At 67.9% G+C, this 26,162-nt stretch carries 30 protein-coding genes, 1 tRNA gene and 3 pseudogenes; 18 read left to right on the forward strand and 16 right to left on the reverse strand.

Translation table 11 applies throughout. From position 1 onward, the window contains the following. Positions 1 to 142: 142 nt before the first annotated feature. The 3 genes from sufS to NDI76_RS01165 form a co-directional block, all read right to left on the reverse strand. Positions 143 to 1,414: a bifunctional cysteine desulfurase/selenocysteine lyase SufS gene (gene sufS / locus NDI76_RS01155; RefSeq protein WP_310923844.1), complete on the reverse strand. Its 1,272-nt coding sequence runs from the start codon at positions 1,412 to 1,414 to the stop codon at positions 143 to 145. 120 nt (positions 1,415 to 1,534) lie between these two features. Further along, a complete protein-coding gene (locus tag NDI76_RS01160) occupies positions 1,535 to 1,837 on the reverse strand; it encodes a DUF424 domain-containing protein (RefSeq protein ID WP_310923845.1) in 303 nt (100 codons plus the stop codon). Positions 1,838 to 1,842: 5 nt separating this feature from the next. Next, positions 1,843 to 2,589 carry a tetratricopeptide repeat protein gene (locus NDI76_RS01165; protein WP_310922140.1) on the reverse strand — a complete coding sequence of 249 codons (747 nt, stop codon included), beginning with the start codon at positions 2,587 to 2,589 and terminating at the stop codon, positions 1,843 to 1,845. 134 nt (positions 2,590 to 2,723) lie between these two features. Here NDI76_RS01165 and thpR point away from each other — a divergent pair, with 134 nt between their 5' ends. Further along, entirely contained in the window at positions 2,724 to 3,284 is a 561-nt protein-coding gene (thpR, locus tag NDI76_RS01170; protein ID WP_310922141.1) for an RNA 2',3'-cyclic phosphodiesterase, read from the forward strand. A 32-nt stretch (positions 3,285 to 3,316) separates the two neighbouring features. Here thpR and NDI76_RS01175 read toward each other — a convergent pair whose 3' ends face one another. Continuing rightward, on the reverse strand, positions 3,317 to 4,279 hold the full coding sequence (locus NDI76_RS01175; RefSeq protein WP_310922142.1) for a DMT family transporter: 963 nt from the start codon (positions 4,277 to 4,279) through the stop codon (positions 3,317 to 3,319). 207 nt (positions 4,280 to 4,486) lie between these two features. On the opposite strand from NDI76_RS01175, the gene NDI76_RS01180 reads away from it, so the two are divergent. The 6 genes from NDI76_RS01180 to ftsY all read left to right on the forward strand — a co-directional run bounded on the left by NDI76_RS01180 (position 4,487) and on the right by ftsY (position 7,961). After that, complete coding sequence (locus tag NDI76_RS01180) at positions 4,487 to 4,639, forward strand: 50S ribosomal protein L39e (RefSeq protein WP_008386605.1); 153 nt, start codon at positions 4,487 to 4,489, stop codon at positions 4,637 to 4,639. Between the two features lie 3 nt (positions 4,640 to 4,642). Next, complete coding sequence (locus tag NDI76_RS01185) at positions 4,643 to 4,921, forward strand: 50S ribosomal protein L31e (protein WP_310922144.1); 279 nt, start codon at positions 4,643 to 4,645, stop codon at positions 4,919 to 4,921. A 1-nt stretch (position 4,922) separates the two neighbouring features. Then, positions 4,923 to 5,588 carry a translation initiation factor IF-6 gene (locus NDI76_RS01190; protein ID WP_310922145.1) on the forward strand — a complete coding sequence of 222 codons (666 nt, stop codon included), beginning with the start codon at positions 4,923 to 4,925 and terminating at the stop codon, positions 5,586 to 5,588. 151 nt (positions 5,589 to 5,739) lie between these two features. Next, positions 5,740 to 5,916, forward strand: coding sequence for a 50S ribosomal protein L18Ae (rpl18a, locus tag NDI76_RS01195; RefSeq protein WP_310922146.1), 177 nt, complete (start codon positions 5,740 to 5,742; stop codon positions 5,914 to 5,916). Beyond that, a complete protein-coding gene (gene pfdA, locus NDI76_RS01200) occupies positions 5,916 to 6,380 on the forward strand; it encodes a prefoldin subunit alpha (RefSeq protein WP_310923846.1) in 465 nt (154 codons plus the stop codon). Before rpl18a ends, pfdA begins: the two co-directional genes overlap by 1 nt. 27 nt (positions 6,381 to 6,407) lie before the next feature. Then, positions 6,408 to 7,961: a signal recognition particle-docking protein FtsY gene (ftsY, locus tag NDI76_RS01205; RefSeq protein ID WP_310922147.1), complete on the forward strand. Its 1,554-nt coding sequence runs from the start codon at positions 6,408 to 6,410 to the stop codon at positions 7,959 to 7,961. A gap of 85 nt (positions 7,962 to 8,046) precedes the next feature. Here ftsY and NDI76_RS01210 read toward each other — a convergent pair whose 3' ends face one another. Together NDI76_RS01210 and NDI76_RS01215 are read right to left on the reverse strand one after the other, a co-directional pair. Continuing rightward, a complete protein-coding gene (locus NDI76_RS01210) occupies positions 8,047 to 8,664 on the reverse strand; it encodes a LysE family translocator (RefSeq protein ID WP_310922148.1) in 618 nt (205 codons plus the stop codon). Positions 8,665 to 8,727: 63 nt separating this feature from the next. Then, positions 8,728 to 9,684, reverse strand: a complete 957-nt coding sequence (locus tag NDI76_RS01215; protein ID WP_310922150.1) for a D-2-hydroxyacid dehydrogenase — start codon at positions 9,682 to 9,684, stop codon at positions 8,728 to 8,730. A 154-nt stretch (positions 9,685 to 9,838) separates the two neighbouring features. On the opposite strand from NDI76_RS01215, the gene NDI76_RS01220 reads away from it, so the two are divergent. Together NDI76_RS01220 and NDI76_RS01225 are read left to right on the forward strand one after the other, a co-directional pair. Then, complete coding sequence (locus tag NDI76_RS01220) at positions 9,839 to 11,236, forward strand: signal recognition particle protein Srp54 (RefSeq protein ID WP_310922151.1); 1,398 nt, start codon at positions 9,839 to 9,841, stop codon at positions 11,234 to 11,236. A 202-nt stretch (positions 11,237 to 11,438) separates the two neighbouring features. Beyond that, on the forward strand, positions 11,439 to 12,404 hold the full coding sequence (locus tag NDI76_RS01225; RefSeq protein ID WP_310922153.1) for an AAA family ATPase: 966 nt from the start codon (positions 11,439 to 11,441) through the stop codon (positions 12,402 to 12,404). Positions 12,405 to 12,750: 346 nt separating this feature from the next. Here the strand turns inward: NDI76_RS01225 and NDI76_RS01230 are convergent, their stop codons facing one another. Genes NDI76_RS01230 through NDI76_RS01245 form a run of 4 tightly spaced genes read right to left on the reverse strand, consistent with a single transcriptional unit; the run spans position 12,751 to position 16,242 of the window. Next, a complete protein-coding gene (locus NDI76_RS01230) occupies positions 12,751 to 13,524 on the reverse strand; it encodes a DUF7519 family protein (RefSeq protein WP_310922154.1) in 774 nt (257 codons plus the stop codon). Further along, complete coding sequence (locus NDI76_RS01235; RefSeq protein WP_310922155.1) at positions 13,521 to 14,786, reverse strand: DUF58 domain-containing protein; 1,266 nt, start codon at positions 14,784 to 14,786, stop codon at positions 13,521 to 13,523. Before NDI76_RS01235 ends, NDI76_RS01230 begins: the two co-directional genes overlap by 4 nt. Further along, positions 14,783 to 15,427, reverse strand: coding sequence for a DUF7269 family protein (locus tag NDI76_RS01240; protein WP_310922156.1), 645 nt, complete (start codon positions 15,425 to 15,427; stop codon positions 14,783 to 14,785). Before NDI76_RS01240 ends, NDI76_RS01235 begins: the two co-directional genes overlap by 4 nt. Continuing rightward, a complete protein-coding gene (locus NDI76_RS01245) occupies positions 15,424 to 16,242 on the reverse strand; it encodes a DUF4129 domain-containing protein (RefSeq protein ID WP_310922157.1) in 819 nt (272 codons plus the stop codon). The genes NDI76_RS01240 and NDI76_RS01245 overlap by 4 nt, the downstream gene beginning before the upstream one ends. A 311-nt stretch (positions 16,243 to 16,553) precedes the next feature. Between NDI76_RS01245 and NDI76_RS01250 the strand changes: the two genes are divergently transcribed. The 3 genes from NDI76_RS01250 to NDI76_RS01260 all read left to right on the forward strand — a co-directional run bounded on the left by NDI76_RS01250 (position 16,554) and on the right by NDI76_RS01260 (position 19,133). Beyond that, the gene (locus NDI76_RS01250; RefSeq protein WP_310922158.1) at positions 16,554 to 17,135 is read left to right on the forward strand and encodes a magnesium transporter; all 582 of its coding nucleotides are present in this window, start codon (positions 16,554 to 16,556) and stop codon (positions 17,133 to 17,135) included. Then, a complete protein-coding gene (locus NDI76_RS01255; protein ID WP_310922159.1) occupies positions 17,136 to 17,693 on the forward strand; it encodes a magnesium transporter in 558 nt (185 codons plus the stop codon). A 471-nt stretch (positions 17,694 to 18,164) separates the two neighbouring features. Further along, positions 18,165 to 19,133, forward strand: a complete 969-nt coding sequence (locus NDI76_RS01260; RefSeq protein ID WP_310922160.1) for a S8 family peptidase — start codon at positions 18,165 to 18,167, stop codon at positions 19,131 to 19,133. 18 nt (positions 19,134 to 19,151) lie between these two features. Here NDI76_RS01260 and NDI76_RS01265 read toward each other — a convergent pair whose 3' ends face one another. Beyond that, the gene (locus NDI76_RS01265) at positions 19,152 to 19,526 is read right to left on the reverse strand and encodes a DUF7475 family protein (protein WP_310922162.1); all 375 of its coding nucleotides are present in this window, start codon (positions 19,524 to 19,526) and stop codon (positions 19,152 to 19,154) included. A 155-nt stretch (positions 19,527 to 19,681) separates the two neighbouring features. Here NDI76_RS01265 and NDI76_RS01270 point away from each other — a divergent pair. Both NDI76_RS01270 and NDI76_RS01275 read left to right on the forward strand, forming a co-directional pair. Further along, positions 19,682 to 20,077 (forward strand): annotated as a pseudogene (locus NDI76_RS01270) (hypothetical protein); the annotation flags it as partial. Between the two features lie 438 nt (positions 20,078 to 20,515). Next, a complete protein-coding gene (locus tag NDI76_RS01275) occupies positions 20,516 to 21,526 on the forward strand; it encodes a nucleoside recognition protein (RefSeq protein ID WP_425498308.1) in 1,011 nt (336 codons plus the stop codon). 157 nt (positions 21,527 to 21,683) lie between these two features. Here the strand turns inward: NDI76_RS01275 and NDI76_RS01280 are convergent. After that, a pseudogene (locus NDI76_RS01280) lies at positions 21,684 to 21,761 on the reverse strand (ArsR family transcriptional regulator); the annotation flags it as partial. Positions 21,762 to 22,008: 247 nt separating this feature from the next. Further along, the gene (locus NDI76_RS01285) at positions 22,009 to 22,620 is read right to left on the reverse strand and encodes an Hcp family type VI secretion system effector (RefSeq protein ID WP_310922163.1); all 612 of its coding nucleotides are present in this window, start codon (positions 22,618 to 22,620) and stop codon (positions 22,009 to 22,011) included. A gap of 359 nt (positions 22,621 to 22,979) precedes the next feature. On the opposite strand from NDI76_RS01285, the pseudogene NDI76_RS01290 reads away from it, so the two are divergent. Both NDI76_RS01290 and NDI76_RS01295 read left to right on the forward strand, forming a co-directional pair. Continuing rightward, positions 22,980 to 23,635 (forward strand): annotated as a pseudogene (locus tag NDI76_RS01290) (nucleoside recognition protein); the annotation flags it as partial. Between the two features lie 43 nt (positions 23,636 to 23,678). Continuing rightward, the gene (locus NDI76_RS01295; protein WP_310922164.1) at positions 23,679 to 23,894 is read left to right on the forward strand and encodes a hypothetical protein; all 216 of its coding nucleotides are present in this window, start codon (positions 23,679 to 23,681) and stop codon (positions 23,892 to 23,894) included. Between the two features lie 15 nt (positions 23,895 to 23,909). Here the strand turns inward: NDI76_RS01295 and NDI76_RS01300 are convergent, their stop codons facing one another. The 3 genes from NDI76_RS01300 to NDI76_RS01310 all read right to left on the reverse strand — a co-directional run bounded on the left by NDI76_RS01300 (position 23,910) and on the right by NDI76_RS01310 (position 25,536). Next, a complete protein-coding gene (locus NDI76_RS01300; protein WP_310922165.1) occupies positions 23,910 to 24,329 on the reverse strand; it encodes an RNA-binding domain-containing protein in 420 nt (139 codons plus the stop codon). After that, positions 24,326 to 24,946, reverse strand: coding sequence for an AAA family ATPase (locus tag NDI76_RS01305; RefSeq protein ID WP_310922166.1), 621 nt, complete (start codon positions 24,944 to 24,946; stop codon positions 24,326 to 24,328). The genes NDI76_RS01300 and NDI76_RS01305 overlap by 4 nt, the downstream gene beginning before the upstream one ends. 104 nt (positions 24,947 to 25,050) lie before the next feature. Next, complete coding sequence (locus tag NDI76_RS01310; protein ID WP_310922167.1) at positions 25,051 to 25,536, reverse strand: hypothetical protein; 486 nt, start codon at positions 25,534 to 25,536, stop codon at positions 25,051 to 25,053. Between the two features lie 78 nt (positions 25,537 to 25,614). On the opposite strand from NDI76_RS01310, the gene NDI76_RS01315 reads away from it, so the two are divergent. Together NDI76_RS01315 and NDI76_RS01320 are read left to right on the forward strand one after the other, a co-directional pair. Further along, on the forward strand, positions 25,615 to 25,992 hold the full coding sequence (locus tag NDI76_RS01315) for a YccF domain-containing protein (protein ID WP_310922168.1): 378 nt from the start codon (positions 25,615 to 25,617) through the stop codon (positions 25,990 to 25,992). 52 nt (positions 25,993 to 26,044) lie between these two features. Further along, positions 26,045 to 26,118: transfer RNA gene (locus tag NDI76_RS01320), tRNA-Arg, on the forward strand. Positions 26,119 to 26,162 lie beyond the last annotated feature (44 nt).

A 26,162-nucleotide genomic window follows, 5' to 3' on the forward strand; every position in this document is an offset into this window, starting at 1 on the left:
GTTCGGTCCGTCCTCGGCGTACGTGCAACGAGTGACAAAAAACCGAGAGCGGCGACCGGACCCGCGTCGGCCGTCAGGCGACCGTACCCTGCGCCGGCGGCGCGTCCTCCGCTCTCCCGTCCGGCGTCCAGTCGCGCTCTTCTCAGGCGAACAACTGTCGGGCATCGTCGACCGCTTCCACGAGTTTGTCTATCTCCTCGTAGGTGTTGTAGACGTAGAACGACGCGCGCGTGGAGGCGGCCACGCCGAGTTTGTCGTGCAGGGGTTGCGTGCAGTGGTCGCCAGCGCGGACGGCGACGGCGTGGTCGTTGAGGATGCTGGAGAGGTCGTGGGCGTGCACGCCGTCGAGGTTGAACGCGACGAGTCCGCCCCGGTCGTCGCCCGGCGGCCCGTATATCTCGACGTCGTCGAGTTCGGTCAGTCGGTCGTAGGCGTACTCCGCGAGCAGTTCCTCGTGCTCCTGGACGTTCTCCATCCCGACGTCGTCGAGGTAGTCGATGGCGGCGTGAAGCGCGATGCCCTGTTCGATGACGGGCGTGCCGGCCTCGAACTTCCACGGGAGGTCCTCCCACGTCGAGTCCTCGTAGGTGACGCTGCGTATCATCTCGCCGCCGTAGAGGTACGGCGACATCTCCTCCAGAATCTCCTCCTTGCCGTAGAGAACGCCGATGCCCGTCGGTCCGAGCATCTTGTGTCCGGAGAACGCGTAGAAGTCGGCGTCTATCTCCTTCACGTCGACCGGACGGGTGGGGACGGCCTGCGCGCCGTCGACGAAAATGTACGCGCCCGTGTCGTGGGCCATTTCCGCGAGTTCGGCGACGGGGTTGATGGTTCCGAGCGTGTTCGAGACGTGGACGGCCGAGACCATCTTCACGTCGTCGTCGATGAGTTCCGCCGCGTGGTCCATATCGAGACGGCCCTCCTCGTCGACGCGGATGTACTCCACCGAAGCGCCCGTCTTCTTGGCTATCTGCTGCCAGGTGACCAAGGAGGCGTGGTGCTCCATCTCCGTGAGCACCACCGTGTCGCCGGCTTCGAGTTCTTCGAGGCCCCACGCGTAGGCGACGAGGTTCATCGCCTCCGTGGTGTTTTTCGTGAACACGATTTCTTCTCGTCCGGCGGCGCCGACGAACTCCGCCACCCGGTCGTGGGCGTTCTCGTAGGCGACCGAGGCCTCCTGGCTCAGGTGGTGAATTCCCCGGTGGACGTTGGAGTTGTAGCCGTAGTAGTAGTCGACGATGGCGTCGACCACCTGTTTCGGTGTCTGACTGGTCGCCGCGTTGTCGAGGTAGACGAGGGGTAAGTCGTCGTCCTCACTCTCGCCGGGTACCGTGAAGTCGCCGCCGACCTTCCGGTCGAGGATGGGGAAGTCCTCGCGGATGGCCGCGACGTCTATCGGGTACGATTCCTGCACTCCCATTGGGGAGTCATAGCGGTCCCAGCACTAACACGGCTTCGGTCCGCGCGGCGCGACGAAACCGAATCCGGTAACGTTTCGGCCGAATCGCGACGAGAACCAGCTACGACTCGCCCGCTACCGCATCCAGAGCAGTTGCGCGTGGCGCGTGTCGCCGACGTCGAGAACCGACTCCTCGTCGACGATGCCGGCGTCCACGGCGACTTCGACGGCGCGTTCCCCGACGATGTTCGCCACCGTCGCGCGCGTGAGACTGTCGACGACGGCTTGGGCGTCCGCGTCGTCGGCCTCCTCGCCGCCGTAGAACTCCTCGGTCACCTCGAGGGACACCGGACCGTCCTCGTACGTCTCGCCGAGGCAGTCGCGGTCGCAGACCGAGACGAGCAATCCCTCGGGCGTGTCTCGCTCGCGGAGGAGCATCTCCGTCACCGGTCCTCGATGAGTTCCTGTTCGCGTTGCTCTCGGAGTTCGTCGGCCTGCTGTTGGACCTGTTCGGCCTCGTCGTCGCGGCCCAAGTCCTCCAGCGCGCGGACTTTCTCCTCCAGGACGTCGGCGGTGCGCATCCCCAGTCTGATGGCGTTGTCGAAGGCGTTGACGGCCTCCTCGTTCAGGCCACGTTCGCGCAGGAAGAACCCGCGGTTGTACCACGCCTGCCCGAAGCGCGGGTCTATCTCGACGGCGCGTTCGGCGTGGTGCAACGCCTCTTCGGTCTCGCCGAACTGCCAGAGGGCGTAGGCGAGATTCGTCTCCGCGGAGGCGGCGTGCTCGGAGTCGTCGTCGATGTTGAGCGCCTCGCGGTAGGAGCCGATTGCCTCGTCGTACTCCTCTAACTCCGCGTGCGCGGCGCCTTTGTTCACCCACGCCTCCTGCGCTTCGAGGGAGTCCTCGTCGGCGAACTGCGCGGCCCGTTCGAACGCCTCGGTGGCCTCCTCGAAGCGGTTGATCTGCATGTACGAGAGACCGACGTCGACCAGTTGGTCGACGTCCACCTCGTCTTTCGCGATGTTCCGTTCGTCGAGTTCGTCGGCGATGACCCGGGTGTCGACCGGGTCGACCTTCGCCGGGTCGACGTTCAGTTCCGGCGGGTCGAGCGTGAACTCCTCGTAGTCCTCGCTGAACCCCTGTCCCTCGGAGAAACGGTGGGGTCTGTCTCGCTCGCCGTCTTCTGCCATGCGGCGCGCTTAGAGGTCGGGACGGTTAAGAACTGCGTCACGAATCCCGTCGTGCGGCGGTCTCTCGGGGGCCGGACCCCCGTCCGGCGTATGCCGGCCGAACGTTGAACCGTCGTCGGACCGTTTTCACCCCCATGCGCCTGTTCCTCAGCATCGACCTGCCCGACTCGCTCACGGAGTCCGTCGCGTCGGCGCAACAGCGGTTCGCCGGCGCCGAGGGGCTCCGGTTCGTCGCCCCCGAGCAGGTCCACGTCACGCTGAAGTTCCTCGGGGAGACGGACGAGGACCGCCTCCCGGACGTCGAGGCGGCCGTCGAGGACGCCATCGCGGACTCCGGCGTCGAGGCGTTCGACGCCACGGTCGGCGGGTTCGGCGTCTTCCCCTCCTTGGACTACATCAGCGTCGTCTGGGCCGGCGTCCGCGAGGGGGCCGGCGCGGCGGAGATGACGGCGCTCGCGGAGGCCATCGACCGAGAGACGGCCGCGAGCGGGTTCGGGTCGGAGGACCGCGAGTTCACGCCGCACGTGACGCTCGCCCGGATGGACGACGCGCGCGGCAAGGACCTCGTTCAGCGCGTCGTCCGCGAGGAGGACCCCGACGTGGGAACGTTTCCGGTGCGCGAGGTCCACCTGAAGGAGAGCGTGCTGACCGACGGCGGCCCGCGGTACGAGACGCTCCGGCGCTTCGCGCTCTGACCGCCGAGACGCGCTGTCCCCTTCTCACCGTCTCAGTCCGCGTCGCGCGGCATCCGCGCGTCGCCGTCGCACTCTCGTTCTCGTCGGCCTCCGCGCCCGCGGCCGAGCGCTCGCCGCACGTCCTCGCGCTTGACGAGCAGGAAGCCGACGAAGATGACGGCGAAGCCGGCGACGGTGGTCGCATCGAGCGCCGTCCCCCGAAGTCCCCACCCGGAGACAGCGGCGAAGACGGGGATGACGTACTCGAGGAGGCTCACCTCCACCGGTCCGACGCGGTCGAGCAGCCAGAAGTACATCACGAACCCGCCCGCGCCGGCGACGACGGCGAGGTAGAGGAGGGCGGCGACGGCCTCCGGGGTCCACTCGGCGGCCGCGAACGACTCCCACGGGAGGGCGGCGCTCGTCGCGTGCAGGAGGAGGGCCCCGACGAGCATCATCCACGCCTGCGTCGCGACGAACGGCAGGTCCGAGCGCGAGTCGTGCGTGAGCACCGCGCCGAGGGCGAACGCGACGGCCGAGGCGAGGACGAGGACGACGCCGAGGAGGTCCGACGCGCCGAGGTTCCCCGGGTCGGGGTCGGCGATGACGACCACGCCGACGAACCCGAGGAGGACGCCGGCGGCGCCGACGGGCGAGAGGCGTTCGGCCGCGGCGGTCAGACGGGTGAGCGCCGGCGTGATGACGGGGATGAGTCCGAGGAGCACGGCGGCGACGGCGCCGTCGACGTACACCTGCCCGGAGAACAGGAAGGCGTGGTGGACGCCGATGGTGAGGGCGCCGCCGGCGAGGACGGGCAGCCACTCCGCGCGCGAGGCGGGCAGGAGCCGGTCCCCCCGGACGCGCGCGAGACAGAAGAGGAGGAGCGCGGCCACGTCGAAGCGAACGGCAGCGAACAGGGCCGGCGGCAGGGAGTCGAGACCCACCTCGGTGGCGACGAAGGCGGTGCCCCAGACGGCCGAGAGAAGGACGAAGACGAGAGAGGTCCGATGACGCATCTGGCTGTCCGGAAGCGGTCGGCCGTCGTGAATGGCTCGGTTCCGCCCCGGTCGGACGGTCAACTCGGTGGGGCCGGCAGCATCGAGACGGAGGCGATACCGGCTCCGGTCGTACTGACTATCGGCCGTGGCGGCCGTGAGGCATCCTCGCACCGGCGGAACCGAAGGAACAAGATTTTATGCGGGCCGAGGGTAGTTTCGAGCACCATGAGCAAGAAATCCAAGGCCAAGAAGAAGCGCCTGGCCAAACTGGAGCGTCAGAACAGCCGCGTTCCCGCGTGGGTCATGATGAAGACGGACATGGAAGTCACGCGAAACCCGAAGCGCCGCAACTGGCGGCGGAGCAACACGGACGAGTAAGCCATGAGCGCAAGCGACTTCGAGGAGCGCGTCATCACGGTTCCGCTCCGAGACGTGAAAGCCGTTCCCGCGCACGAGCGTGCGGGCCGCGCGATGAAGATTATCCGCGAGCACCTCGCGAAGCACTTCTCGGTCGACACCGAGGAGGTCCGCCTCGACCCCGCCGTCAACGAGACGGTGTGGGCGACGGGCCGACAGCAGCCCCCGAGCAAACTGCGCGTCCGCGCCGCTCGGTTCGACGAGGACGGCGAGCGAGTCGTCGAGGCCGAGCCGGCCGAATAGCGTGCTCCGCACCTCCTTCGCTGGCTCGGGGTACGTCGGCGTCTTCGCCTGCGCGACCGACGACGTGCTGTTGGTCCGCCCGGACGCCGAGGACGACGTCGTCGGCCCGATAGCGGACGAACTCGGCGTGCCCGCGGTGCGGACAACCGTCGGCGGGTCGGGGACCGTCGGCGCCCTCGCGACGGGCAACGCCAACGGCGTCCTCGTCTCCGGGCGCGCGACCGAGCGAGAGAAGGAGACCATCGAGGACGCCGCGGGCGTCCCCGTCTCGGAACTCCCCGGCCGCATCAACGCCGCCGGGAACGTGGTCCTGGCGAACGACGCGGGCGCGTACGTCCACCCGGACTTCTCCGAGGAGGCGCTGTCCGCCGTCGAGGACGCCCTCGACGTCCCGGCCGAACGCGGCGACCTCGCGGACGTCCGAACGGTCGGCACCGCCGCCGTGGCGACGAACGACGGAGTGCTCTGTCACCCCAAGTCCCGCGAACCCGAGTTGGAGGCGCTCGAAGAGCTCCTCGACGTGCGCGCCGACATCGGGACGGTCAACTACGGCGCGCCGCTCGTCGGCTCCGGGCTGGTCGCCACCGAATCCGGCTACGTCGTCGGCGAAGAGACGACCGGGCCGGAACTCGGCCGCATCGAAGAGACGCTCGGCTACCTCGACTGACGACCGCCGCCCGACCGCTCTTCGCTTCTCTTCGTTCCGCCCCGCTCGCTCTCTCCGCCAGCGCCAGCGCCGGCGCTCGCTCATCGGTCCACCGTCGCCTGTTCCCTCCGAGTAGGAAGATACTTCCCGCTCGCGGGCCGAGGATGCGGGTATGAGCCAATTCACGGTGAGCGGCCAGTTCCAGAGCCGGGACGGCCACAGCAAGTTCGAGACAGTCGTCGACGCGCCGAACGAAAACGTCGCCCGCGACCGCGTCTTCTCGAACATCGGGAGCCAGCACGGACTCAAGCGTCCCCAGATCGAGATTTCGGAGGTGTCCGAACAATGATGGGCGGCGGCGGACAACAGCAGCTCCAGCAGCTCTCCCAGGAGCTTCAGGCGATCGACGAGGAGATCGAAGAGCTCGAAACCGACGTCGCGGACCTCGAACAGGAGAAAGAGGAGATAGACGAGGCCGTTGAGGCCATCGAGACGCTGGAGTCGGGGTCGACGGTGCAGGTGCCCCTCGGCGGCGGCGCCTACCTCCGCGCGGAAGTGCAGGACATCGACGAGGTCATCGTCGACCTCGGCGGCAACTACGCGGCCGAGCAGGAGCAGAACGACGCTATCGAGGCCCTGCGCGTGAAGCAGGACTCCCTCGACGAGCGCATCGCCGAAGTCCGCGGCGAGATCGAGGACCTCGAAGAGGAGAGCTCCGAACTCGAACAGCAGGCCCAGCAGATGCAGCAGCAGATGCAGCAACAGCAGATGCAGCAGATGCAGGGAATGCAGGGCGACGAAGACGGCGAGTAACGCCGCTCCGACCAGCTTTCACTCACTATGTTCGACGGACTGAAAAAGAAGCTCAACAGTTTCCGCGAAGACGTCGAGGACACCGCCGAGGAGAAGGCCGAAGCGGAGGCCGATGCCGAGGCGGAAGCGGACGTCGAGGCCGCCGGCGAAACCGAGGTTGACGCTACGGCCGAGACGCCGGTCGACGACGACGCCTCGGGGTCGACGGACGCCATCGCGGACGCCGACCCCGGCGCCGACGCGGACGCCGAGACGGTCCCCGAAACCGAACCCGGACCGACGGACGCGGACGCACCGACGCCCGCCGACGGCGAGAACGAACCCGGCGCGGCGACTGACGAGACGCCGGGGGACGACGCCGACGCGGAGTTGTCCGGCGAGACGACGCCCGAACCGACGGCCGACGCCGAGGCGCGGACGCCCGAGGAGAATTCCGAGACGGCATCCGCGTCAGCGGACACGTCGCCGCCGACCGACGACGCCGCGGACGCTGCCCCTACAGACGCAACTGCGGCGGACGCAGACGCGGATGCGACCGCGCCGGCGGCGGAAGCCGAGACGGCCGACCCCGCCGACGAACGCGTCGAGGAGGCGGCCGTGGACGCGGACGCCGAGGAAGCGCCGCCGCGCGAGCGTCTGGCTTCGGACGCCGCGAGCGAGGCGCTCCAAGCGGGCGAGAAGAAGGACGGCGCCGGCCGACTCAAGCGCGCCGCGGCGTTCGCCACGGGGAAGGTCATCATCGAGGAGGAGGACCTCGAAGACCCCCTCTGGGAGTTGGAGATGGCGCTCTTAGAGAGCGACGTGGAGATGCACGTTGCCGAAGAGATTCTGGAGACCATCCGCGACAAGATGATCGGCGAGTCGCGCCGGCAGGTCCAGACGATGGGCCAACTCGTCCACGAGTCGCTCCACGACGCCCTGTACGACGTCATCAGCATCGGCCAGTTCGACTTCGACCAGCGAATCGCCGAGGCGGACAAGCCCGTCACGCTCACGTTCACCGGCGTCAACGGCGTCGGGAAGACGACGAGCATCGCCAAGATGGCCCGCTACTTCGAGAAGCAGGGCCTCTCGGTGGTCATCGCGAACGGGGACACCTACCGCGCGGGCGCGAACGAGCAGATTCGCAAGCACGCCGAGAACCTCGATACGAAACTCATCACGCACGAGCAGGGCGGCGACCCGGCGGCGGTCATCTACGACGGCGTCGAGTACGCGAAGGCCCACGACATCGACGTCGTCCTCGGCGACACCGCCGGTCGCCTGCACACCTCCAACGACCTGATGGCCCAGTTGGAGAAGATAGACCGCGTTGTCTCGCCGGACATGACGCTGTTCGTCGACGAGGCAGTGGCCGGACAGGACGCCGTCGAACGCTCGAAGCAGTTCAACGACGCCGCGGAGATAGACGGCGCCATCCTGACGAAGGCTGACGCCGACTCCAACGGCGGCGCGGCCATCTCCATCGCCTACGTCACCGGGAAACCCATCCTCTTCCTCGGCGTCGGGCAGGGCTACGACGACATCGAGCGGTTCGACCCGCAACTGATGGTCGACCGCCTCCTCGGCGACGAGGAGTAGCCCGCCGCCCCCCTCCGTTTCCACTCGAACGAGGCCGCGTTCGGTCCCGACCGAAACCCCCCTGTTTCCACTCCAGACGGCCAGTTCACTCGACGGCGACGCCGACGCCGAGCGCCACCATCACGCCGCCGCCGAGCCAGTTTAACCCCGACGAAAAGCGCGAAGACTCCAGCGCGCGGCCGATTCGACCGGAACCGACCGCGACGACCGAGAGGTAGACGGCGGTCAGGCCGGCGTACGTCGCGCCGAGCAGCAGCATCCGCGCGTCCGCACCGGAACCGGTCCCCGCGAAGCCGGGGAGCAGGGAGAGAAAGAACAGCGCCACCTTCGGGTTGAGGGCGTTGACGAACACGCCGCGGCGGAAACTCCCCTCGGTGTCGACGTCGACGGTCGGGTCGAACTCGTCGTTTCGGAGCGCCGAGACGCCGAGGTAGACGAGATAGAGGGCGCCGGCGTACTTCACGACCCGGTAGGCCGTCGGCGCGGCGCGGAGGAGGGCGGCGAGGCCGAACGCCGCGGCCGCGGTGTGGACGAGCACGCCCGTCGAGATTCCGAGCGCCGACCGGACGCCGACGCCGCGGCCCTGCATCCCGCGGGCGAGGACGTACATCGTGTCCGGACCCGGCGTGAGGATGAGGGCGACGGCGGCCCCGCAGAACGCGAGGTACGTCGTCAGCGCCAGACCGGCGAACAGTTCGGGCATCGGTGGTCGGTGTGTCGGTGTCGTCCCGGCGACTAAAACTCCCCGTCACGGCGGCCCGACGCGTTAGGGCGATAGCTGGTTTCGCAGGTCGTCCCACTCGCCCGTCTCCGCGGCGCGTTCGACGTTCTCAGCGAGGATGTCGGCGAGTCGCGTGAAGTAGTGGGGCGTATGGCCCGACACGTGCGGCGTGAGGAGGACGTTCTCGAAGTCCCACAGCGGATGGTCCCGCGGGAGGGGTTCGGGGTCGGTCACGTCCAGCGCCGCCGCGCGGACGTGGTTGCGGCGAATCGCTCCGACGAGCGCGTCGGTGTCGACGACGCCGCCGCGGCCGACGTTCACCACCGCCGCGTCGTTCGGAAGCGCGTCCAGCGCGTCGGAGTCTATCAGTTTCTCCGTCGCGTCGGTCAGCGGGCAGGCGAGGACGAGATAGTCCGTCCGGACCAGGGCGGACTCCAACTCGTCGAACCCGACCACTTCGTCGGTCGGGCCGCCCTTCTCGGGCGTGTAGCGCGCGCCGACGGTGTCGACGCCGAACGGGTCCAGTCGCTCCACTATCGCCTGGCCGATGGCTCCGAGTCCGACCACGGTGACGGTCGACCCCTTCAGTTCGCCGAACGCCTGGAAGTGCCGCCATTCGCGGCGCTGCTGCCGGCGGATGCCCTCGTCGAGTCGCCGCGCGAGTATCAGCAGCCATCCGAGGACGTGCTCTGCGATGTTCGGACCGTGGACGCCCGAGGCGTTCGTCACCGCGACGCCGCGTTCGCGCAGTCGGTCGACGGGCAGGTGGTCGGTACCGGCGGACTGGGCGGCGAACAGGCGCAGGTCGTCGGCGGCCGCCAGTAGGTCGTCCGGGAGGGAGGTGCCGGTTATCACCTCGGCGTCGGCGGCTTCTTCGAGTCGCTCCGCCGACGTTTCGGGGTGGACGACCGTCGCGTCGGGGAGTCGCTCCCGGAGCGCGGTCGCGTACTCCGAGGGGGGAATGCCGTGCGCCGGGTCGCCGAGGACGAGTACTTTAGTCATCACTCGTGGCCTCGGGCGGTCGCGTGATAGCGTTTGGGCTGTTCGAGATGCGCAGACCGCTCGAACGCTCTATCGGCGTCGCCCCGCGCGACTGAGAACACCTCCGAGAACAACGGATAAAGCCTTTACACGGGCGGCGGCGTAGAGTAGGGCAATGGTACTCGACAATCTTGGGAGTTCCCTCCGCGGCAGTCTCGACAAACTGCAGGGGAAATCCCGGCTCGACGAGGACGACGTCGACGAAATCGTCCGGGAGATTCAGCGGTCGCTCCTCTCCGCGGACGTCGACGTGAGCCTCGTGATGGACCTCTCCTCGTCCATCGAAGACCGCGCGCTGCACGAGGAACCGCCGGGCGGCACGTCCGCGCGCGACCACGTCCTCAAAATCGTCTACGAGGAACTCGTCGACCTCATCGGCGAGTCGACAGACATCCCGCTGGAACCGCAGACCATCCTCCTCGCCGGCCTGCAGGGGTCGGGGAAGACGACCACCGCCGCCAAGATGGCGTGGTGGTTCTCCACGAAGGGACTGCGCCCCGCCGTCATCCAGACGGACACGTTCCGACCGGGCGCGTACGACCAGGCCAAGCAGATGTGCGAGCGGGCCGAGGTGGAGTTCTACGGTGACCCCGACGAGGAGGACCCCGTAAAAATCGCCCGCGAGGGGATGGAGGCCACCGAGGACGCCGACATCCACATCGTCGACACCGCGGGTCGACACGCCCTCGAAGACGCCCTCATCGACGAGATAGAGGAGATAGAGCGGCAGGTGAACCCTGACCGCTCCATGCTCGTCCTCGACGCGGCCATCGGGCAGGGGGCGAAAGACCAGGCCCGACAGTTCGACGACTCCATCGGCATCGACGGCGTCGTCATCACCAAATTGGACGGGACGGCGAAGGGCGGAGGGGCGCTGACCGCCGTCAACGAGACGGACTCCTCCATCGGCTTCCTCGGCACCGGCGAGACGGTGCAGGACATCGAGCGCTTCGAGCCGAACGGCTTCATCTCCCGGCTCCTCGGCATGGGCGACCTGAAGCAGTTGTCCGAACGGGTCGAGCGCGCGATGGCCGAGACTCAGGAGGGCGAGGACGACTGGGACCCCGAGGATATCATGAAGGGGTCGTTCACCCTCAAGGACATGCAAAAGCAGATGGAGGCGATGAACAAGATGGGGCCGCTCGACCAGGTGCTCGACATGATTCCGGGTCTCGGCGGCGGCTTCAAAGACCAACTCCCGGACGACGCGATGGACGTGACGCAGGACCGGATGCGCTCGTTCGACGTCATCATGGACTCGATGACCGAAGAGGAGTTGGAGAACCCCCGCATCGTCGGCGCCTCGCGCGTCCGCCGCATCGCCCGCGGGTCCGGCAAGGGCGAGGAGTTGGTGCAGGAACTGCTCGAACAGCACAAGATGATGGAACGGACGATAAAGCAGTTCCAGGGCATGGGCGACGGCGACATGCAGCGGATGATGAAGAAGCTCCAGAACCAGGGCGGCGGTGGCGGTGGCGGCGGACTCGGCGGCATGGGTCCGTTCGGCGACTGACTCGCGCACCGTCGACGCGCTCGGATTCCCTTCGCCGTTCTCCTCTGCGTTCTCTGACACCTCCCGGCCGCCGACCGACGGATAGGTCGGGGTTAAACACCGCTCGGCCTCTTCTCCGCACTCCAGACGACCGGACGCCCGCCGCGAGGACGGATCGGATTACGTTCTATCTACTAATGGTGGTGCCCGCACACTCCCGCACATGGACGTCGGAGACTGCGCCACTACCTGCCGGAACATCCTCGACGAGGTGTCCCGCGCCGTCGTCGCCGACCGCGCGGTTCTGCGGTCGATACTGTTGGGCTACCTCTCGCGGGGGCACGTCCTGTTGGAGGACGTCCCCGGGACGGGCAAGACGCTCACCGCGCGGTCGTTCGCCACCGCGCTGGGCCTCTCCGTCTCGCGCGTGCAGTTCACGCCCGACCTGCTCCCTTCGGACGTGACGGGCACGCACGTGTTCAACGAGCGGACCCGCGAGTTCGAGTTCCAGAAGGGGCCGCTGTTCGCCAACGTCGTGTTGGCCGACGAGATAAACCGCGCCTCGCCGAAGACGCAGGCCGCTCTCCTCGAAGCGATGGAGGAGGGGCAGGTCACCGTCGACGGCGACACGCACCCCCTACCGGACCCGTTCTTCGTCATCGCCACGCAGAACCCCGTCGAACAGGAGGGGACGTTCGAGTTACCCGAGGCGCAGAAGGACCGCTTCGTCGTGAAGACCAGCCTCGGCTTCCCGGACGAGGCGGGCGAACTCGAACTCATCAACCGGCGCGCGGAGCGCCACCAGCAGTCGCCGTCGGCCTCGCGCGTCTGCGACGAGCGCACGGCGACCGAGATTCGGAACGCCCCCGAACGGGTGCACGTCGAACCCGACGTGCGGCAGTACCTCGTCGACGTCGCCCGCGCGACTCGCGAGGACCGCCGCGTCCGCGAGGGCGTCTCGCCGCGCGCCACGCAGCGACTGTTCGAGGCGGCGCGCGCCCTCGCCGCGATTCAGAGCCGGGGGTTCGTGACGCCCGACGACGTGAACGCCGTCTCGAAACCCGTGCTGGCCCACAGACTCATCCTGACGCCCGACGCGCGCGTCGGGCAGGTGGACTCGCGGGACGTCGTCGACGACATCCTCGACGACCTCACGGTTCCCTCGGTGGACGTGCGGCAGCGGGCTTGAGGGAGTCGCGAGTAGCTTACTTCCCACGAAGTCAGAGCTGAAACGGCTACTCGGTAGAGACGTGCCCACCCACCTTTTGCCGAGGGCTGGCGGAGCCAGCCCTCGGCAAAAGCTGGACCATCGCCAGAAATCTTCGATTTCTGGCTGTTCAGCCAGAACGCTGCGCGTTCTGGCGACAAAAGCACTCCTCCCTCGCCTCAGGCGGCTTCGCCGCCTTCCGCTCGGTCGTCGGCCGCTCGCTCACTCCGTTCGCTCGCGGTGAGTGGCTCCCCTGTTCGGAGCGATTCCACTTCCCTACCAAAATACGCCGAGGACGACGGCCCCGGAGTTTCGGTACGACGCCGAATCAGTTCGACAGCGCCACCAGCGACGCGACGGCGGCGCACAGGAGCAACAGCAGGCCGAGGAGCGGCACGTCGGTGACGCCCATCCCGCGGACGCCGAGCGTCGCCGCGACGACGAGCGCGCCGTAGCCCGCGGTGGCGGCGGTGCGGCCGACCTCGACGGACCACGTCCGGGCCGCGACGCCGACCTGCGCGCCGAGGGAGACGGCTCGTTCGCCGGCGTCCCACGCGACGACGGCGGCGACCATCGCGGCGAGCAGCGGCGTCGCGCCCGCATCCGTCAGGAGGCCGGCGAGGACGACGGCGACGGTGAGGGCGGCGGCCCCGACGGTCACGAGTGCGCTCGCCCGATTCGACCGGAGGGGGGCGACGCCCGCACCGACGAGGCTGACGCCGGCGACACCCGCGCCGGCTACGAGTCGCTCCGGGAGCGTCGCGGTCCCCGTGGCCGCGGCACCGACGCCCGCGACGACGGCGCCCGCGCCCGCCAGCAGCAGCAGTCCGCCCACGAGGGGGTGACCGCGGCGGCGGACGCCGGCGGCCGCGACGAGACCCGCGACGCCGAGGAGCGAGAGACCGAGGCCGGCGACGGGAACGTCGGCGACGGCGAGGAGTCCCCCGGTCGCCGCTCCGGTCGGCGCGCCCGTGACGACGACTACGACGACGACGGCCGCGAGAACGGCGAGCGCGCCGCCGGGCCGGGTCGGGTGCGCGACGTGCCGCTTAGGCGTCGACGCCGTTCTCGCTCCCGACCCCCGGCCGGTTCGTCGGCTCACGCGAATCCCTCCCGCGCCCGGACGAGTTCCGGACCGAGCGGATCCGCGGGGTCCCAGTCGACGACCCGAACCTCCGCGCCCCGCAGGCGCCGGATTCGCTCGTCGCGTTCGACCGTCGCCAAGCGCCCGCCCTGCGTCTCCGTCGTCGTCGGGTCCGGCGAGACGACGGTGACGGCGGTGCCGCGCCGCTCCAGTTCGAGGGCGAACGTCGTCACCGCCTCGTCGGCGAGGGGGGAGAACAGCACGACTTGCGTCCCCGGGTCGAGGCGACGCCGCAACTGCTCTAGCTGTCCGTCGGCGCCCCAGTCGGCGTCCGGGGCGGGCGGGACGGTGGAGAAAGCGGGGTGGCTTCCCATCCGGCGGCGGGCCTCCGCGAGGTGGTCGCTCCCGGTCCGCGGCGGGAGCCAGCAGGCCTGCCGCCCGACGGCCGCGAGACCGACCGGATTCCGCGTGTCCGCCAGTGCGGTCAGCACCTGTGCCATCCCCTCGCGGCCGCAGGCGACGGCGTGCGGTTCGTCCTCGTCGGCCGCGCGGTACGCCGAGGGGCGCGCGTCGAGACAGAGGACGACCGATGCGAGTCGCTCTTCCCGGAACTCGATGGTGGTGAGTTCGCCCGTCTTCGCCCGCCGCCGCCAGTCGATGCGCGAGAGGGGGTCCCCGGAGCGGTACTCGCGCGTCTGGTGGAACTCGGTGCCGGCGCCGCCCTCGTCGGTGACGACGGACCCGCTTCCGTGCATCGTCTGTTTCCGGAGGGGCACCTCGGGCACCGTCGCGGCGCACTCAATAGCGGTGTCCTCGCGGACGGTCGTCTCGACTTCGTGCGCGCCGGCCGCGTCGCGGACGATGGCCGTCGCGGGGTCGAACTGGTGGCGGCCGTGTTCGGCGTGGACGGCGTAGGAGAACTCCGTCGTCGCGCCGGGACGCAGAAACGCCGCGTGCCGGGGCGTCCCCTCGCTCACGGTGAGCATCGGCGGGACGCCGTCGACGAGGCGGAGGTCCGTCAGCGTCGAGGACCCGACGTTTCGAACTCGGACGGTCACACTCACGTCCTCGCCCGCCGCGGCGTCGCGCGGTTCGACCGTCCGCGTCAGGTCGAGGTCGACCGACGGCGGCGAGGTGAGCCACGGGTACGCCGCGTACCCCGCGCCGACGGCGCCGAGGAGGAGGACGAGAGGGTCCTTCGCGAGGAGGCCGACGGCCGTCGCGAACAGGGCGACGGCGACGACGCCGCGCCACCGGCGGGTCCGACGGACCGTCGTCACCGCCGGCCCCCGTCGGTCGCGGCTCTCGGTCCGTCTTCGGGGCCGCTCCGTTCGTCCGCGGCGCCTTCGATTCGACACACCTCGTCCGCCGCGCGCTCGGCCCCCCGCCGGAACCCCGGCCCCGAGAACGGACCGAGCAGGCGGTCGGTCAGCGACGTCCGTCCGTTCTCGGCGAGGAACGCGGCCGCCGCGTCGTCGTCGGTCCAGTCCCCGGCGTCGACGCGCGTCGCCGCCCGTTCGCGCGCGACGCCGTCGCGGTACATCACCGACCGGACCGCGGCCTCGCGGACCCGTTCGCGGACGGCTTCTCGCTCCCCGCCGCGGCCGACCCGGTTCCGCGACTCGCCTCCGACCGCGCGGTCGAACTTGACGCCGGGGTGCGCGGCGTTCTGGACGGTCTCCGGTTCGGGCGGCGTCGTCCGATTCACGCCGTCGGCGCCGCGGAGGACGAGAACGGCGACGACGACCAGCAGGGCCACCGACGCGACGCCCGCCGCGAGCACGTAGTCGTTGCCGGCGAGTGCAACGAGCGCCGCCGCCGCGTCGTCGGGGGCGCCGTTCGGAAGCGCGACGAGTGCGAGCGCACCCGCCGCTCCGACGGCGCCGAGCGTCCCGACGAGGAGCCGTCCCGCGCGACTCACCGTCCCAGTCCTCCCGGCGTTCGACTCTCCTCGAACTGCGAGAGGCCCTCCTCCATCCGTCGGACGCGTTCGTCCGTCACCTCGCGTCCGCCGTACCTGACCTCCTCGAAGACCCGTCTGAGGCGCTCGACGCCCTCGGGGTCGAAGCCGCTCTCGACGGCGGCGGAGGCGCACTCTTCGGGGGTTCGCCGCCACGGGTCCTCCACGTCGGCCGCGGCGAGGACGGATACCCACGCGCGTTCGACGGCGTTCTGCGGTTCGAGTTCCGGCGCGCCGGTCGGTCCCCGTGGGTCGGCGTCGCCTCCGAGGCGTCGAACGAGTCCGTCGCCGTAGCGCGCCAACAGCACCGCGACGCCGAGCAGGACCGCCAGCGCGACGAACAGCGGGAGGAACGTCTCTAGGAAGTCGATAAAGACGTCGAGCCACTCCTGCGCCGGTTCGGTGACCTGCGAGTCGTCGGACTGCGACTGGGATTGAGATTGAGATTGAGACTGCGATTGAGACTGCGACTGCGATTGTGACTGGGATTGCGATTGGGACTGCGACTGTCGCTCCTCCTCGGATGCGTCGACGCGAGGTTGCGCCTCGCCGTCGCCGTCCACCGACCGCTGGACCGCCGCTTCAGACCCTTGGCCGGTCATCGCGCGCTTGAGGTCGCCCGCGGTGTCGGGGCTGATGGGGACGGTGTCGTAGTCGAGGTCGACCACCTCGTCGGGGTTGGTCGACAGCGACGTTTCGAGCGTCGTCGACGCGACGCCGACCGATGCGATACAGGACAGAACGACGAGAACGGCTGCGACTGTGCGTAGGTTCATCTCTCGGGGTGCGCGGTGGCGGTGACGGCTCGCGGCCGACGGGGCGTCTGCGTCTCCGAGGCCCGGGTCCCGCCGTCCGCGAATGCTGATTTCGCGTGGATAGCCGACTCGCGCGTCCGCGGTAAGGCACTTGTGACGCTTCCAGCTGAAACGCTCGCGTTAGCCGCCGCTTAGCGTGAAACCGTCCGAAACTGTTCGGACCGGCTAGAGGGGAGCGCGGCGCGGAGAGCGACCCCGCGGACCGCGCGCCGGTCGGCGGTGGCACGTCGTGACACGTCCGACTTTTTAGCCCCGCGCTCGTCGCCCCCTGTATGACCATCCGCGACGCGGCCGTGGAGGCGTACCGCGAAGCCCTCCCGGCACTCGTCGCGAGCCTCGTCGGGGGTCTCATCGCCGGCGTCGTTCTGACGGGGATGCGCGCCGAACTCCGCGAGGTGCCCGGACTGCTCGTTCTCGTTCCCGCTCTCCTCGCCACGCGCGGGAACGTCTACGGATCGCTCGGCGCGCGCATCGCCACCGCCCTCCACCAGGGGCTTATCGAACCCCGCGTCACCGCCGGGGACCGTCGCCTGCGCGCCGCCGCGGCCGCGGCGCTCGGAAACGGCCTCCTCGCCTCCGCGTTCGCCGCCGTCGCCGCCTTCCTCGTGCTCACGGTGCTCGGCGCACAGGTCGCGCCCGTCGGCGTCCTCGTCGCCATCGCCGTCCTCGCGGGTCTCTTATCCGGAGTCGTCCTCGTCGCCGTCGTCGTCAGCGTCGTCTTCGCGGGCTACCGCCGCGGGCACAACCCCGACACGCTCGTCGGCCCCATCGTGACGACGACGGGCGACGTGTTCGGCGTCCTCTTCCTGCTCGTCGCCGTTCGCACCGTTCTCGCCGTCGTGGAGGTGCTCTGAGTGGCCACCGAGTGGACCGTCCGCGACATCACGCGGGCGATGCTGCCCGTCCTCCTGGCGCTGACGCTCGTGGAACTCGGGAGCGGACTCGTCCTCGGGAGCTTCGAGTCCCAACTGTACCGATACCCGACGCTCCTCGCCCTCGTTCCCGTCACCATCGGCACCGCTGGAAATCTGGGGAGTATCCTCGCGGCGCGGCTCTCAACCGCATTCCACCTCGGGACGCTCTCGTTCGACCCGACGGACGAGGAACTCGCGGGCAACGCCCTCGCCACCGTCGCCCTCTCGGTCACCGTCTTCCCCGTCGTCGGCGTGGGCGCGTGGCTCCTCACCTCGTTGGTCGGGGGGACGGCGCTCCCCGTCCGGACCGTGCTCACGGTGTCGCTCGCCTCGGGCGTCGTCCTCGCCGTCCTCGCCGTCGTCGTCACGCTGGCGGCGACGTACGCGGCCTACCGGTTCGAACTCGACCCCGACGACGTGGTCATCCCGCTGGTGACGAACTCCTGCGACGTGCTCGGCGTCCTGGTGCTGTTCGCGTCGATACAGGTGTTCGTGTAGCTCGTTTCGTCAGTATTCGAAATTGGACTATCACGCGAGCACAGCTGTCTCGGGGTTTATTATTCGTGGAATAACCACGTGGTAACGTGTCACAAAAGATAGATACGGGGCGGCTCGACAGGCGTGGCGCGCTCAAGGCCAGCGGTTCGCTCTTCGCCGGACTCGCGGTCGGGAGCGTTCCGACCGCGGCGACGGACGACGGTCGGTTCCTGCTGAAACCGAAATCGAACGCCGGACTCGGCGGACTGACCGTCGAGGAAGAGCTCCCGGCGCTCGAGTACGTCGCGGTCAGCGGTTCGGAGCGGGAGGCGAAGAAGCGGTCCACGGCCTACGTGCCGGACCCGACGCTGGAACCGACGCGTCCGACCGTCGAGACGCCCTCACTGCGGGGGGCGGTCGAGGCGCGGGACGAACCGCTCCTACGACCTCCAGTGGGACAAACAGGACCTCGACGTGCCGGAGGCGCAGAACGTGACGCGCGGCGAAGGCGTCCGCGTCTCCGTCGTCGACTCCGGCATCGCGGCGGACCACCCCGACATAGACGGCGTGAACCTCGACCTCTCGAAGAACTTCAGCGGCGACGGTCTCGGCGTCGGCGGCCCGTACGGCGGCTACCACGGCACCCACGTCTCCGGTATCGTCGCCGCGACGGACACGAACGACCTCGGCGTCGTCGGCACCGCGCCGGGCGCCGAGTTGGTCGACTGCCGCGTCTTCTCGCACGGGGGCGGGGCGCCCTTCTCGGTGGTCCTCGCCGCGCTCCTCCACAACGTCGAGGTGGACTCGGACGTGACCAACGTGAGCCTCGGCGCGTACTCGCCGCGGAGCGACTACGTGGACGACGGACGGTTCGGACGCTTCTACGGGCGACTCCTCAACCGCACGCTGACACACGCCAAGCGGGAGGGAACGCTGGTCGTAATGTCGGCGGGGAACAGCGGCGCCGACCTGCAGCGCGACAAGCGGTGGCTCAGCCTGCCGAACGAGGGCGCACAGGGTCTCAGCGTCGCCGCAACCGGCCCCGTCGGGTTCGGGTGGGGCGCGGAGGGGAGGCGGGAACCGTACCGGAGTCCGGCGTTCTACACGAACTACGGAACGAACGCCATCGACCTCGCGGCGCCCGGCGGCGACGCCGACCGGTCGACCATCGGAACCGGCGTCCCGTGGCACCGCGACCTGGTCTTGAGCACCGTGGCGACGTTCGAACGGGGCGCGGACGGCGAGATAACCGGCGACCCCACCTACGGATGGGACTGGGCCGCCGGCACCTCGATGGCGGCGCCGAACGTCTCCGGGGCCGCCGCGTTGGTGCAGGCGAACAACCCCGAGTTCGGCCCGGAACGGGTGGAATCGGCGCTCACACGGGCCGCGGAGGTGCCAGAGGGATACGACAAGTCCTACTACGGATCCGGCTATCTGAACGTCGTCGACGCCCTGTGACCGCGCCGCGTCCGCCGGTTACCCCGACGCGTAGAAGTAGCCGGCGACGAGGGCGACGACGGCTTCGGCGACTTTCGAGGCGATGGCCATCGGATTCGTCGGCCCGCCCATGGCGACGTAGGCGACGATTGTCAGGACGGCGTAGCCGGCGGCGACGAGGTGAAGCGCGCGCCGCCAGTAGCGGGTGAAAAACAGGCCGACGCCGACGAGCCACCCCAGCGCGTTCAGGTAGAACAAAACGCCCGTCGTCGGGTCGAACCCCATGACCGTCGGGGCGAGGTACAGGTGGATGACCGCGGAGACGAGGGCGGCGACGACGCCGAGGTACGCGAGGTTGTTCGATGGAAGGCTCAACAGCGAGGACCCGGAGGCGGCAGTCGATTGACTGGCCATACTCCCAGTAGCGCGGCCGGGGTGCAAATACCTTGACAGATTCGCCGCCGTTGGTAGTTCCGCTCTCTCTAGGGTTTGCTCGTCTCCCGTCCTCGCCCGTCCGTCGTCGGACGCCGACCGACGCCGATTAGGCCCGGCGTTCCCTACCGTCGTCCGTGCAGTCTGCCGGCTTCTTCGCCGAACTCTGGCCCGTCGCCGTCGAGGTTGCTCCCCGCGTCGCCCGCATCTCGGTACTGATCGCCGTCCCCAGAACTCGGAGAGTTCTGGGCTCGGAAATCGCTACGCGATTTCCGACCGTCGGCGTCTTCGTCGCCAACCTCGCCGTCGGGTTCGGCCTCGTCCGGTACGTCGCGGGCCTCTCGAAGTACCTCACCCGGCCCGCCAACCTCCCGGACGAAGCGGGAACGGCGATTATAACGACCGCTGCCTCCCCGACCGCAGGCTACGGCATGCTCGCGGAGTTCCGCGAGTCCGGGTGACTGGACGACACCGCCACCCTCGTCGCCGTCACGATAAACACGTTTTTCGGCTTCGTCCAGCACATCTTCACCCCATTTAGAGCGATGTCCTCTATCTTGATGTTCACCACTTCACTGCATCTCATACCGAACTTGAGCAGCAGGACTACCGCTTGGTCCCTCATGTGGTAGATACCGTCGACCGCCTCTCGCACCTCTTCGACGGGAATTTTCGGCGGATCCGGTGGTGGGACGTCGTAGGTTCGACTTGGTGAGCGCCAGCTCAAACGAGTTGAGCTCGTTGTACTTAGCAGGGAGCGACGGCTCTGCCTGCCAGTATCGTATATCCGGTTGAGATAGCGGAACTTAGTCTTGACAGTCTCTGCAGAATTCGACTGTCCTCCGGACTGGTCGCGTGTAACAGTCACGGGATGAATTCACGAGCCTGTGACTCGTTTGGACGGGCAGGATGACGGTAGCCGACGATCCACCACCGATGGTCATTTGCTTACTCACCCTCGAATAATGACTGTGGCTTCCGTGGTCGTCGCACTCCAGTCACAGCCGAGCGCGCTCCTCCCAGTCGTGGCCGAGGTGCTTCCCCGAGTCGCGCGGATAGCGCTGTTCATCGCCTTCGGAGTGTTCCTCGCGAACCTCGCCGTCGGGTTCGGTCTGGTTGAGCGAGTCGCTGGACTCTCGCGCTTTCTCACCGGTCCCGCAAATCTCCCGGACGAAGTCGGAACGGCCATCCTCACAACGGCTGCCTCCACGACTGCAGGCTACGGGATGCTTGCCGAGTTCCGCGAATCGGGGACGCTAGACGACAAAGCGACGCTCGTAGCCGTCACCATCAACACGTTCTTCGGCTTTGTGCAGCACATTTTCACGTTTTACCTGCCAGTTCTTCTTCCGATACTCGGCCTTCGAGTGGGACTCCTGTATGTCGGCTCGCGGGCGCTCGTCGCTCTCTGTATCACGTTCACTGGCGTCTTCGCCGGAGCACTACTGCTCTCTCCCGCGAACGTCGACCAGTCAACGACCACCGCGGCCGACGGCGGCGCACAGGAGAGGGGTTCCGACACTCCCCGAGAGGTCGTCCACAACGCTTGGGACCGCACGCTCCCGAAGCTCCGGCGTATCGTTCCCCGGCTCGCCGTCGTCTATACTCTCGTCGTCGTCCTCACCCGGACAACGGATCTGACGGCGCTCACCGAGGTCGCGGATCCGCTCGCGACTATCGTCGGACTCCCGGGTGCGGCGATTCCTGTCATCGCCGTCTTCGCGCTGGACACCACGGCTGGAGCCGCGACCATCGCTCCGCTGGTCGGGGTGGACTTCACCGCTCGGCAGGCCGTGGCAACGATGCTCATCGGTGGTATCGTCTCTTTCGCGGTTTCAACGTTCAAGCGGTCCATTCCATTCCAGTACGGTATTTGGGGCCCCCGCTTTGGGTCCAAAGTAGTCGCCGTCAATACGGCGCTGAAGATAGTGTGGATTGGAGCAGCGGTCGCTACTCTATTATGGATACCCTCTCCGCTATGAACTCAATCGCTCTCCAGCTACCGTAGCTGGTACACACCGTGTCTGCTGAACTCTTTAGAGTGTGATAGAAATAGCGTGCTGAATACAGAGGGGTGAGTTCAGCACGGCTTCGACAAACGATCAGCAACCGAAGGATTCAACGGAGTCTCGAAAATCAGACCGTCGCCCGATAGTACGTGGATAGGCCGTCTTGCCCTCGCTCGGTCCGCCGACGCTTCTCGACGAGACCAACGTCGTTCGAGATGAACCGCCGTGGGGCGCTGAAATCGCTCGCTACGGCGGGCCTCCTCGTCGGTGAGCCTTCGACGCCGAGACGACCACGACGGTCTGACTACGTCTTCGTATCGCGGCCGGGAACGACAGTGATTCGGAACGAGAGCGGTTTCTATTCGTCGACGAACGCCGTGTCGAAGTGTTCCACCCGACTATCACGCCATAATCCGCCCGTCTTCATCGCGGTCCCCGCTCCCGACGGGTACGCACTAGGTCGGTCTGTTCGCCCTCACGTCCCACCCGAAGGTGTACTCCTGGACATTCCCATCGCCGTTCAGCATCCGGTATTCCACTCTTACCTTACCGAACGACAGTGAGTAGCTCTCTATCGGTCCAGCGTCGACCATGCCGTTGTTGTCGAACGTGAGGACCTCGACGTCCTCTAGTGTCACGGTGTAGACGTCGGCTTCGGGACCGTCAGTCGCTCGCGTGAGCGAGAGCACCGCCTCGGGGCGGTGTGCACCCGTCACGGCCAGTTCCAGCAACTGCGGTGTCGCCCTGTCGATGCCCTTCGTGAGGACCAGCGAGTCGAATTGGGCAGCGCCCGTCGCCCGTCCTGTGCCGCGACTGCTCGCTCTCGATACACCCCAGCTGAACGAGAGTACCTCGATCTCGTTTTCGTGGCCCGCGGTCTGCGATTCGCCCTGGATATCAGGGATCTTCAGATACAGTCCGGATGGGGGGGTCCCGGATTGTAACGCCCCTGTAGCCACGCTGTCACGGTTGTGGGCACCCAGTGGGAACCCTCCCACTCCCCCGGCTATCGATCCGGCCGCCATACCGCCCATAAAATGTCTCCGACTTGTCAAGAATTCGTCCATCGCCTACTGTACGTTACCAATTAACATATAGCTTGCTAGCCCCCTATACGGACGGATCCGTCGAACGACGGACGTCCACGCCGACGAAAATTCTGGCGTATTCGGCGTGGAGTGAATGCCGACAGTAACACCACGTCCTGTCGAAGCGAGTCCTACTACCCCGTACAAGAACCCAAACGTGGATGGCGTCGGTATTCGATCGTTTCTCGTACGTGACAGGACCTTGCCACTTCGCCCAAGTGAAAGATTCGCGCGCTGTATTCAGTACAGCCTCAAAAATATATCTGCTTATGAGGCCTCGGCGGAACCGCTATGACCCGTCTGACTTCTCTCAGAATTCAATTGTAGATTCCAGTTCTACCTTCTACGCGCCCGTGCTGATTCCCATCCTCGGCCTCCTGTACGTCGGCGCCCGCGCGGCCGTCTCGCTGGCCATCACGCTCACCGGCGTCCTCGCAGGCGCGGTGTTGCTGTCGGAGGGGCGTGTTCGCTCCTCGTCCGCCGCCGAGGTGGACACGACGGACGCCGCGGAGACCGACGGCGGCGCGGCCGCCTTCGACGACGGCCCGGGGACGACTCGCGGCGTCGTCCGCGAGGCGGCCGAGAAGACGTGGCCGAAACTGACCCGCCTCGTCCCGCGTCTGGCCGTCGTCTACCTCCTCGTTACCCTCCTCGTGGAGACGGTGAATCTCCGCGAGTTCACCGCCGTCGCCGAACCCCTCACGACGCTCCTCGGTCTGCCCGGCGCGGCGGTGCCCGTCATCGCCGTGCTCGCCTTCGACACCACCGTCGGCGCGGCGACCATCGCGCCCCTCGTCGGCGAGGCGTTCACCCCGCGGACCGCGGTGGCGACGATGCTCGTCGGCGGCATCGTCTCCTTCGCCGTCTCGACGTTCAAACGCTCCATTCCGTTTCAGTACGGCATCTGGGGGGCGCGCTTCGGGTCGAAGGTCGTCGCGTCAACACGGCGCTGAAAGTCGTCTTCATCGGAGTCGCGCTGGTCGTCCTGCTCGCACCTAAAGTGAGTATATCTCCGCGTCGCTCGTATCTCGACGCCCATGACAGAGATTCGACGCTGTCCCGACTGCGGCGTGACGATGGAGTCGATGAAACTACAGACCGCCGAGGGCTTCTCGCTGCATCTCGTGACGAACGAGCGGAAGAAGGGGTTCCTCGGCGGATTCGGTCTGAGGGAGAAACTCGAACCGACCGCGTACGTCTGTCCGGAGTGCGGGTTGATTCGCTCGTACGCCGAACGCGACGAGTCGGAGTGAATCGCTCCTTCGCCGCTACTCGCGTTCGTCGGGCCGGACTGGTTTACCGTCTTCCGTCGGCGGCGCGACGTGATCGACGAACTCGTCAATGCTCGGGTTCTCGACGGTGACGTGCACCTCGATGTCGCCCAGTTCGTCGGGGTTGCCGACGGAGAAGTTGACGACGCCCTTGAACGCCGCCTGCTTTTTCAGCGCGAAGGAGAAGCCCGACTCGTCGCCGCGCTTGGTGAACTCCCGCCGGGCCGTGTCGAGGATGGCCTGTTCGTGCAGTTTCTCGGAGAACTGTTCGAGCGAGTGCGTCTCGCCGACTATCCGGCCGGCCTCTCGTTCGAACTCCACGTTCGGGAAGATGTTGCGAACGGCGTCCTCGACGCGGTCGGTCACCTCCGTGTCGCGCACCGGGACGACGATGCGCGCGTGAGCGCTGTAGATCACGTCCGACCCTCCGCTTCGGTCTCGACTCCGGCCTCACCGCCGTCCGCGTCGCCGGTGTCCGACCCCTTCTCGCTTCTATCCTCTTCGAGAAGTGCGCGGATTCGCTCGCGGAACCGTTCGAGCGAGTCGGTGTTGTCGACGACGACGTCCGCGCGGTCCATCACCTCGCCCATGCCGAAGCCGAGTTCGCGCTCCTCCCGGTCGCGCAGGGCCTCGCGGTCCACGTCGCTGTCGTCGCGGCCGCGGTCCGAGAGGCGTTCGGCGCGGACCTCGAACGGCGCTTCGACGCTCACGAGGACGAACGCCTCCCCGAACGCCTCGCGAAATCGGTCGAGTTCGTGCTCCGAGCGGAGGCCGTCGACGAGCACCACGTCGCTCGATTCGAGTTCCACCTCGACGAGCGGTAGCGAGCGCTCGGCGATGGCGGCCGGCCCCTCCTCCTCGCGGAGCGCCGTCGCTATCTCACCGTGGTGCTCGGCGGGTTCGAGGCCCCGCTCCCGGCACTCCGAGCGAATCACGTCGCCCATGGTCACGACCGGGACCCCGGCGTCTCGGGCGACCGACGCGGCCTCTCCCTTCCCGCTTCCGGGGAGTCCGACGGTTCCGATGACCTTCATCGTCGCTCGTTTCTCGTCTGCCGGACTTAGGGCTGCCGTTCGTTCCGTCTCGCGTTTCGCCGCGGTCCCACCGTCTCGGGGCTTCGGCCGACCGTCCGACGCTATCACGCGAACAGACCGAGTTCTACTAGGAGGACGAGTACGAGGGTAACAGACGCCTGCGCGACCGGCGCCCCCAACAGCGCCGCGGCGGCCAACGGTCGCGAGACGCTCCCGGCGACGACGTACGCGGCCGCGAGTGCGACCACGAACCAGAGAAACATCCCGAGGTCGTACAGCACCATCTCCTGACCGGTCAGCTCGCGCGGGAGCAGGTAGCTCACCGCGACCACGTAGACGCCGAGGACGCCGAGTCCGGACCCGGCGACACCCCACCCGAGGAGGCCTAGTATTCGCTTCGACGACGCCTCCCGGACGCGGAGATAACAGAGCGTCGCGACGACCGGTGCGGTTACCAGAATCGGACCCGGTCCCGCGCGGAACGCAATCGACTGGTCGATCGCGTGCAGGAGCAGTCCCACCAGTAACGCCGCGGCGGCGGGGAGTAACGACGTGCGCGGATGCGCGTGCCGACCGAGAGTCCTCGACACGTCTCCTCTCACGGCGGTGGCGGGGATAAGCGTACGTGGAGAGCGAGGCTTTTCCGGGTCGGCGTCCTCCTCTCGGTTATGCGAGACCGTTCTCTGGTGGTGCGTGCGCTGTGGTTCCTGCTCGTCGGCTGGTGGGCGACGCCGGTCGTCGTCAACGCCGCGTGGGCGCTGAACGCCACCGTAATTCTCCTCCCCCTCGGCATCAAGGTCATCAACGTCGTCCCGACCGTCCTGACGCTGAAGGAACCCCGCTCGCTGTCGGTGCCCGAATCCGCGCGCGGCCAGCGCTCGCTTTTCGTCCGCGCCGTCTACTTCGTCCTCGTCGGCTGGTGGCTCAGTTTCTTCTGGGCGAACCTCGCGGCGTTCCTCGCGATAACGGTCGTCGGCCTACCCGTCGCTTACTGGATGCTCAACCGCCTGCCGTTCGTCACGTCGCTGTACCGCTTCCACGGCTAACTCGGACGGAACCCGCATCGCTTTTGAACGGTCGGCTGATTAATCGAGAGGAGGGCGCGTAGCTCAGTTGGACAGAGCGTCGGACTTCTAATCCGATGGCCGCGGGTTCGAATCCCGTCGCGCTCGCTCCCTTCGGTCGCTCGCGCGACGACCCTCCGCTCACTGCGTTC

It is taken from the genome of Halogeometricum sp. S1BR25-6, from assembly GCF_031624495.1.
Classification (GTDB): Archaea; Halobacteriota; Halobacteria; order Halobacteriales; family Haloferacaceae; genus Halogeometricum; species Halogeometricum salsisoli.

What these genes read in the sequence shown, in the direction of transcription:
- NDI76_RS01185 (WP_310922144.1), top strand. Translation starts at nt 4,643, where the DNA reads ATGAGCGCAAGCGACTTCGAGGAGCGCGTCATCACGGTTCCGCTCCGA.
- thpR (WP_310922141.1), top strand. Translation starts at nt 2,724, where the DNA reads ATGCGCCTGTTCCTCAGCATCGACCTGCCCGACTCGCTCACGGAGTCC.
- NDI76_RS01245 (WP_310922157.1), bottom strand. Translation starts at nt 16,242, where the DNA reads ATGAACCTACGCACAGTCGCAGCCGTTCTCGTCGTTCTGTCCTGTATC.
- NDI76_RS01220 (WP_310922151.1), top strand. Translation starts at nt 9,839, where the DNA reads ATGGTACTCGACAATCTTGGGAGTTCCCTCCGCGGCAGTCTCGACAAA.
- NDI76_RS01295 (WP_310922164.1), top strand. Translation starts at nt 23,679, where the DNA reads ATGACAGAGATTCGACGCTGTCCCGACTGCGGCGTGACGATGGAGTCG.
- NDI76_RS01250 (WP_310922158.1), top strand. Translation starts at nt 16,554, where the DNA reads ATGACCATCCGCGACGCGGCCGTGGAGGCGTACCGCGAAGCCCTCCCG.
- ftsY (WP_310922147.1), top strand. Translation starts at nt 6,408, where the DNA reads ATGTTCGACGGACTGAAAAAGAAGCTCAACAGTTTCCGCGAAGACGTC.
- NDI76_RS01210 (WP_310922148.1), bottom strand. Translation starts at nt 8,664, where the DNA reads ATGCCCGAACTGTTCGCCGGTCTGGCGCTGACGACGTACCTCGCGTTC.
- NDI76_RS01225 (WP_310922153.1), top strand. Translation starts at nt 11,439, where the DNA reads ATGGACGTCGGAGACTGCGCCACTACCTGCCGGAACATCCTCGACGAG.
- rpl18a (WP_310922146.1), top strand. Translation starts at nt 5,740, where the DNA reads ATGAGCCAATTCACGGTGAGCGGCCAGTTCCAGAGCCGGGACGGCCAC.
- NDI76_RS01285 (WP_310922163.1), bottom strand. Translation starts at nt 22,620, where the DNA reads ATGGACGAATTCTTGACAAGTCGGAGACATTTTATGGGCGGTATGGCG.
- NDI76_RS01165 (WP_310922140.1), bottom strand. Translation starts at nt 2,589, where the DNA reads ATGGCAGAAGACGGCGAGCGAGACAGACCCCACCGTTTCTCCGAGGGA.
- NDI76_RS01175 (WP_310922142.1), bottom strand. Translation starts at nt 4,279, where the DNA reads ATGCGTCATCGGACCTCTCTCGTCTTCGTCCTTCTCTCGGCCGTCTGG.
- NDI76_RS01265 (WP_310922162.1), bottom strand. Translation starts at nt 19,526, where the DNA reads ATGGCCAGTCAATCGACTGCCGCCTCCGGGTCCTCGCTGTTGAGCCTT.
- NDI76_RS01315 (WP_310922168.1), top strand. Translation starts at nt 25,615, where the DNA reads ATGCGAGACCGTTCTCTGGTGGTGCGTGCGCTGTGGTTCCTGCTCGTC.
- NDI76_RS01305 (WP_310922166.1), bottom strand. Translation starts at nt 24,946, where the DNA reads ATGAAGGTCATCGGAACCGTCGGACTCCCCGGAAGCGGGAAGGGAGAG.
- NDI76_RS01215 (WP_310922150.1), bottom strand. Translation starts at nt 9,684, where the DNA reads ATGACTAAAGTACTCGTCCTCGGCGACCCGGCGCACGGCATTCCCCCC.
- pfdA (WP_310923846.1), top strand. Translation starts at nt 5,916, where the DNA reads ATGGGCGGCGGCGGACAACAGCAGCTCCAGCAGCTCTCCCAGGAGCTT.
- NDI76_RS01180 (WP_008386605.1), top strand. Translation starts at nt 4,487, where the DNA reads ATGAGCAAGAAATCCAAGGCCAAGAAGAAGCGCCTGGCCAAACTGGAG.
- NDI76_RS01160 (WP_310923845.1), bottom strand. Translation starts at nt 1,837, where the DNA reads ATGCTCCTCCGCGAGCGAGACACGCCCGAGGGATTGCTCGTCTCGGTC.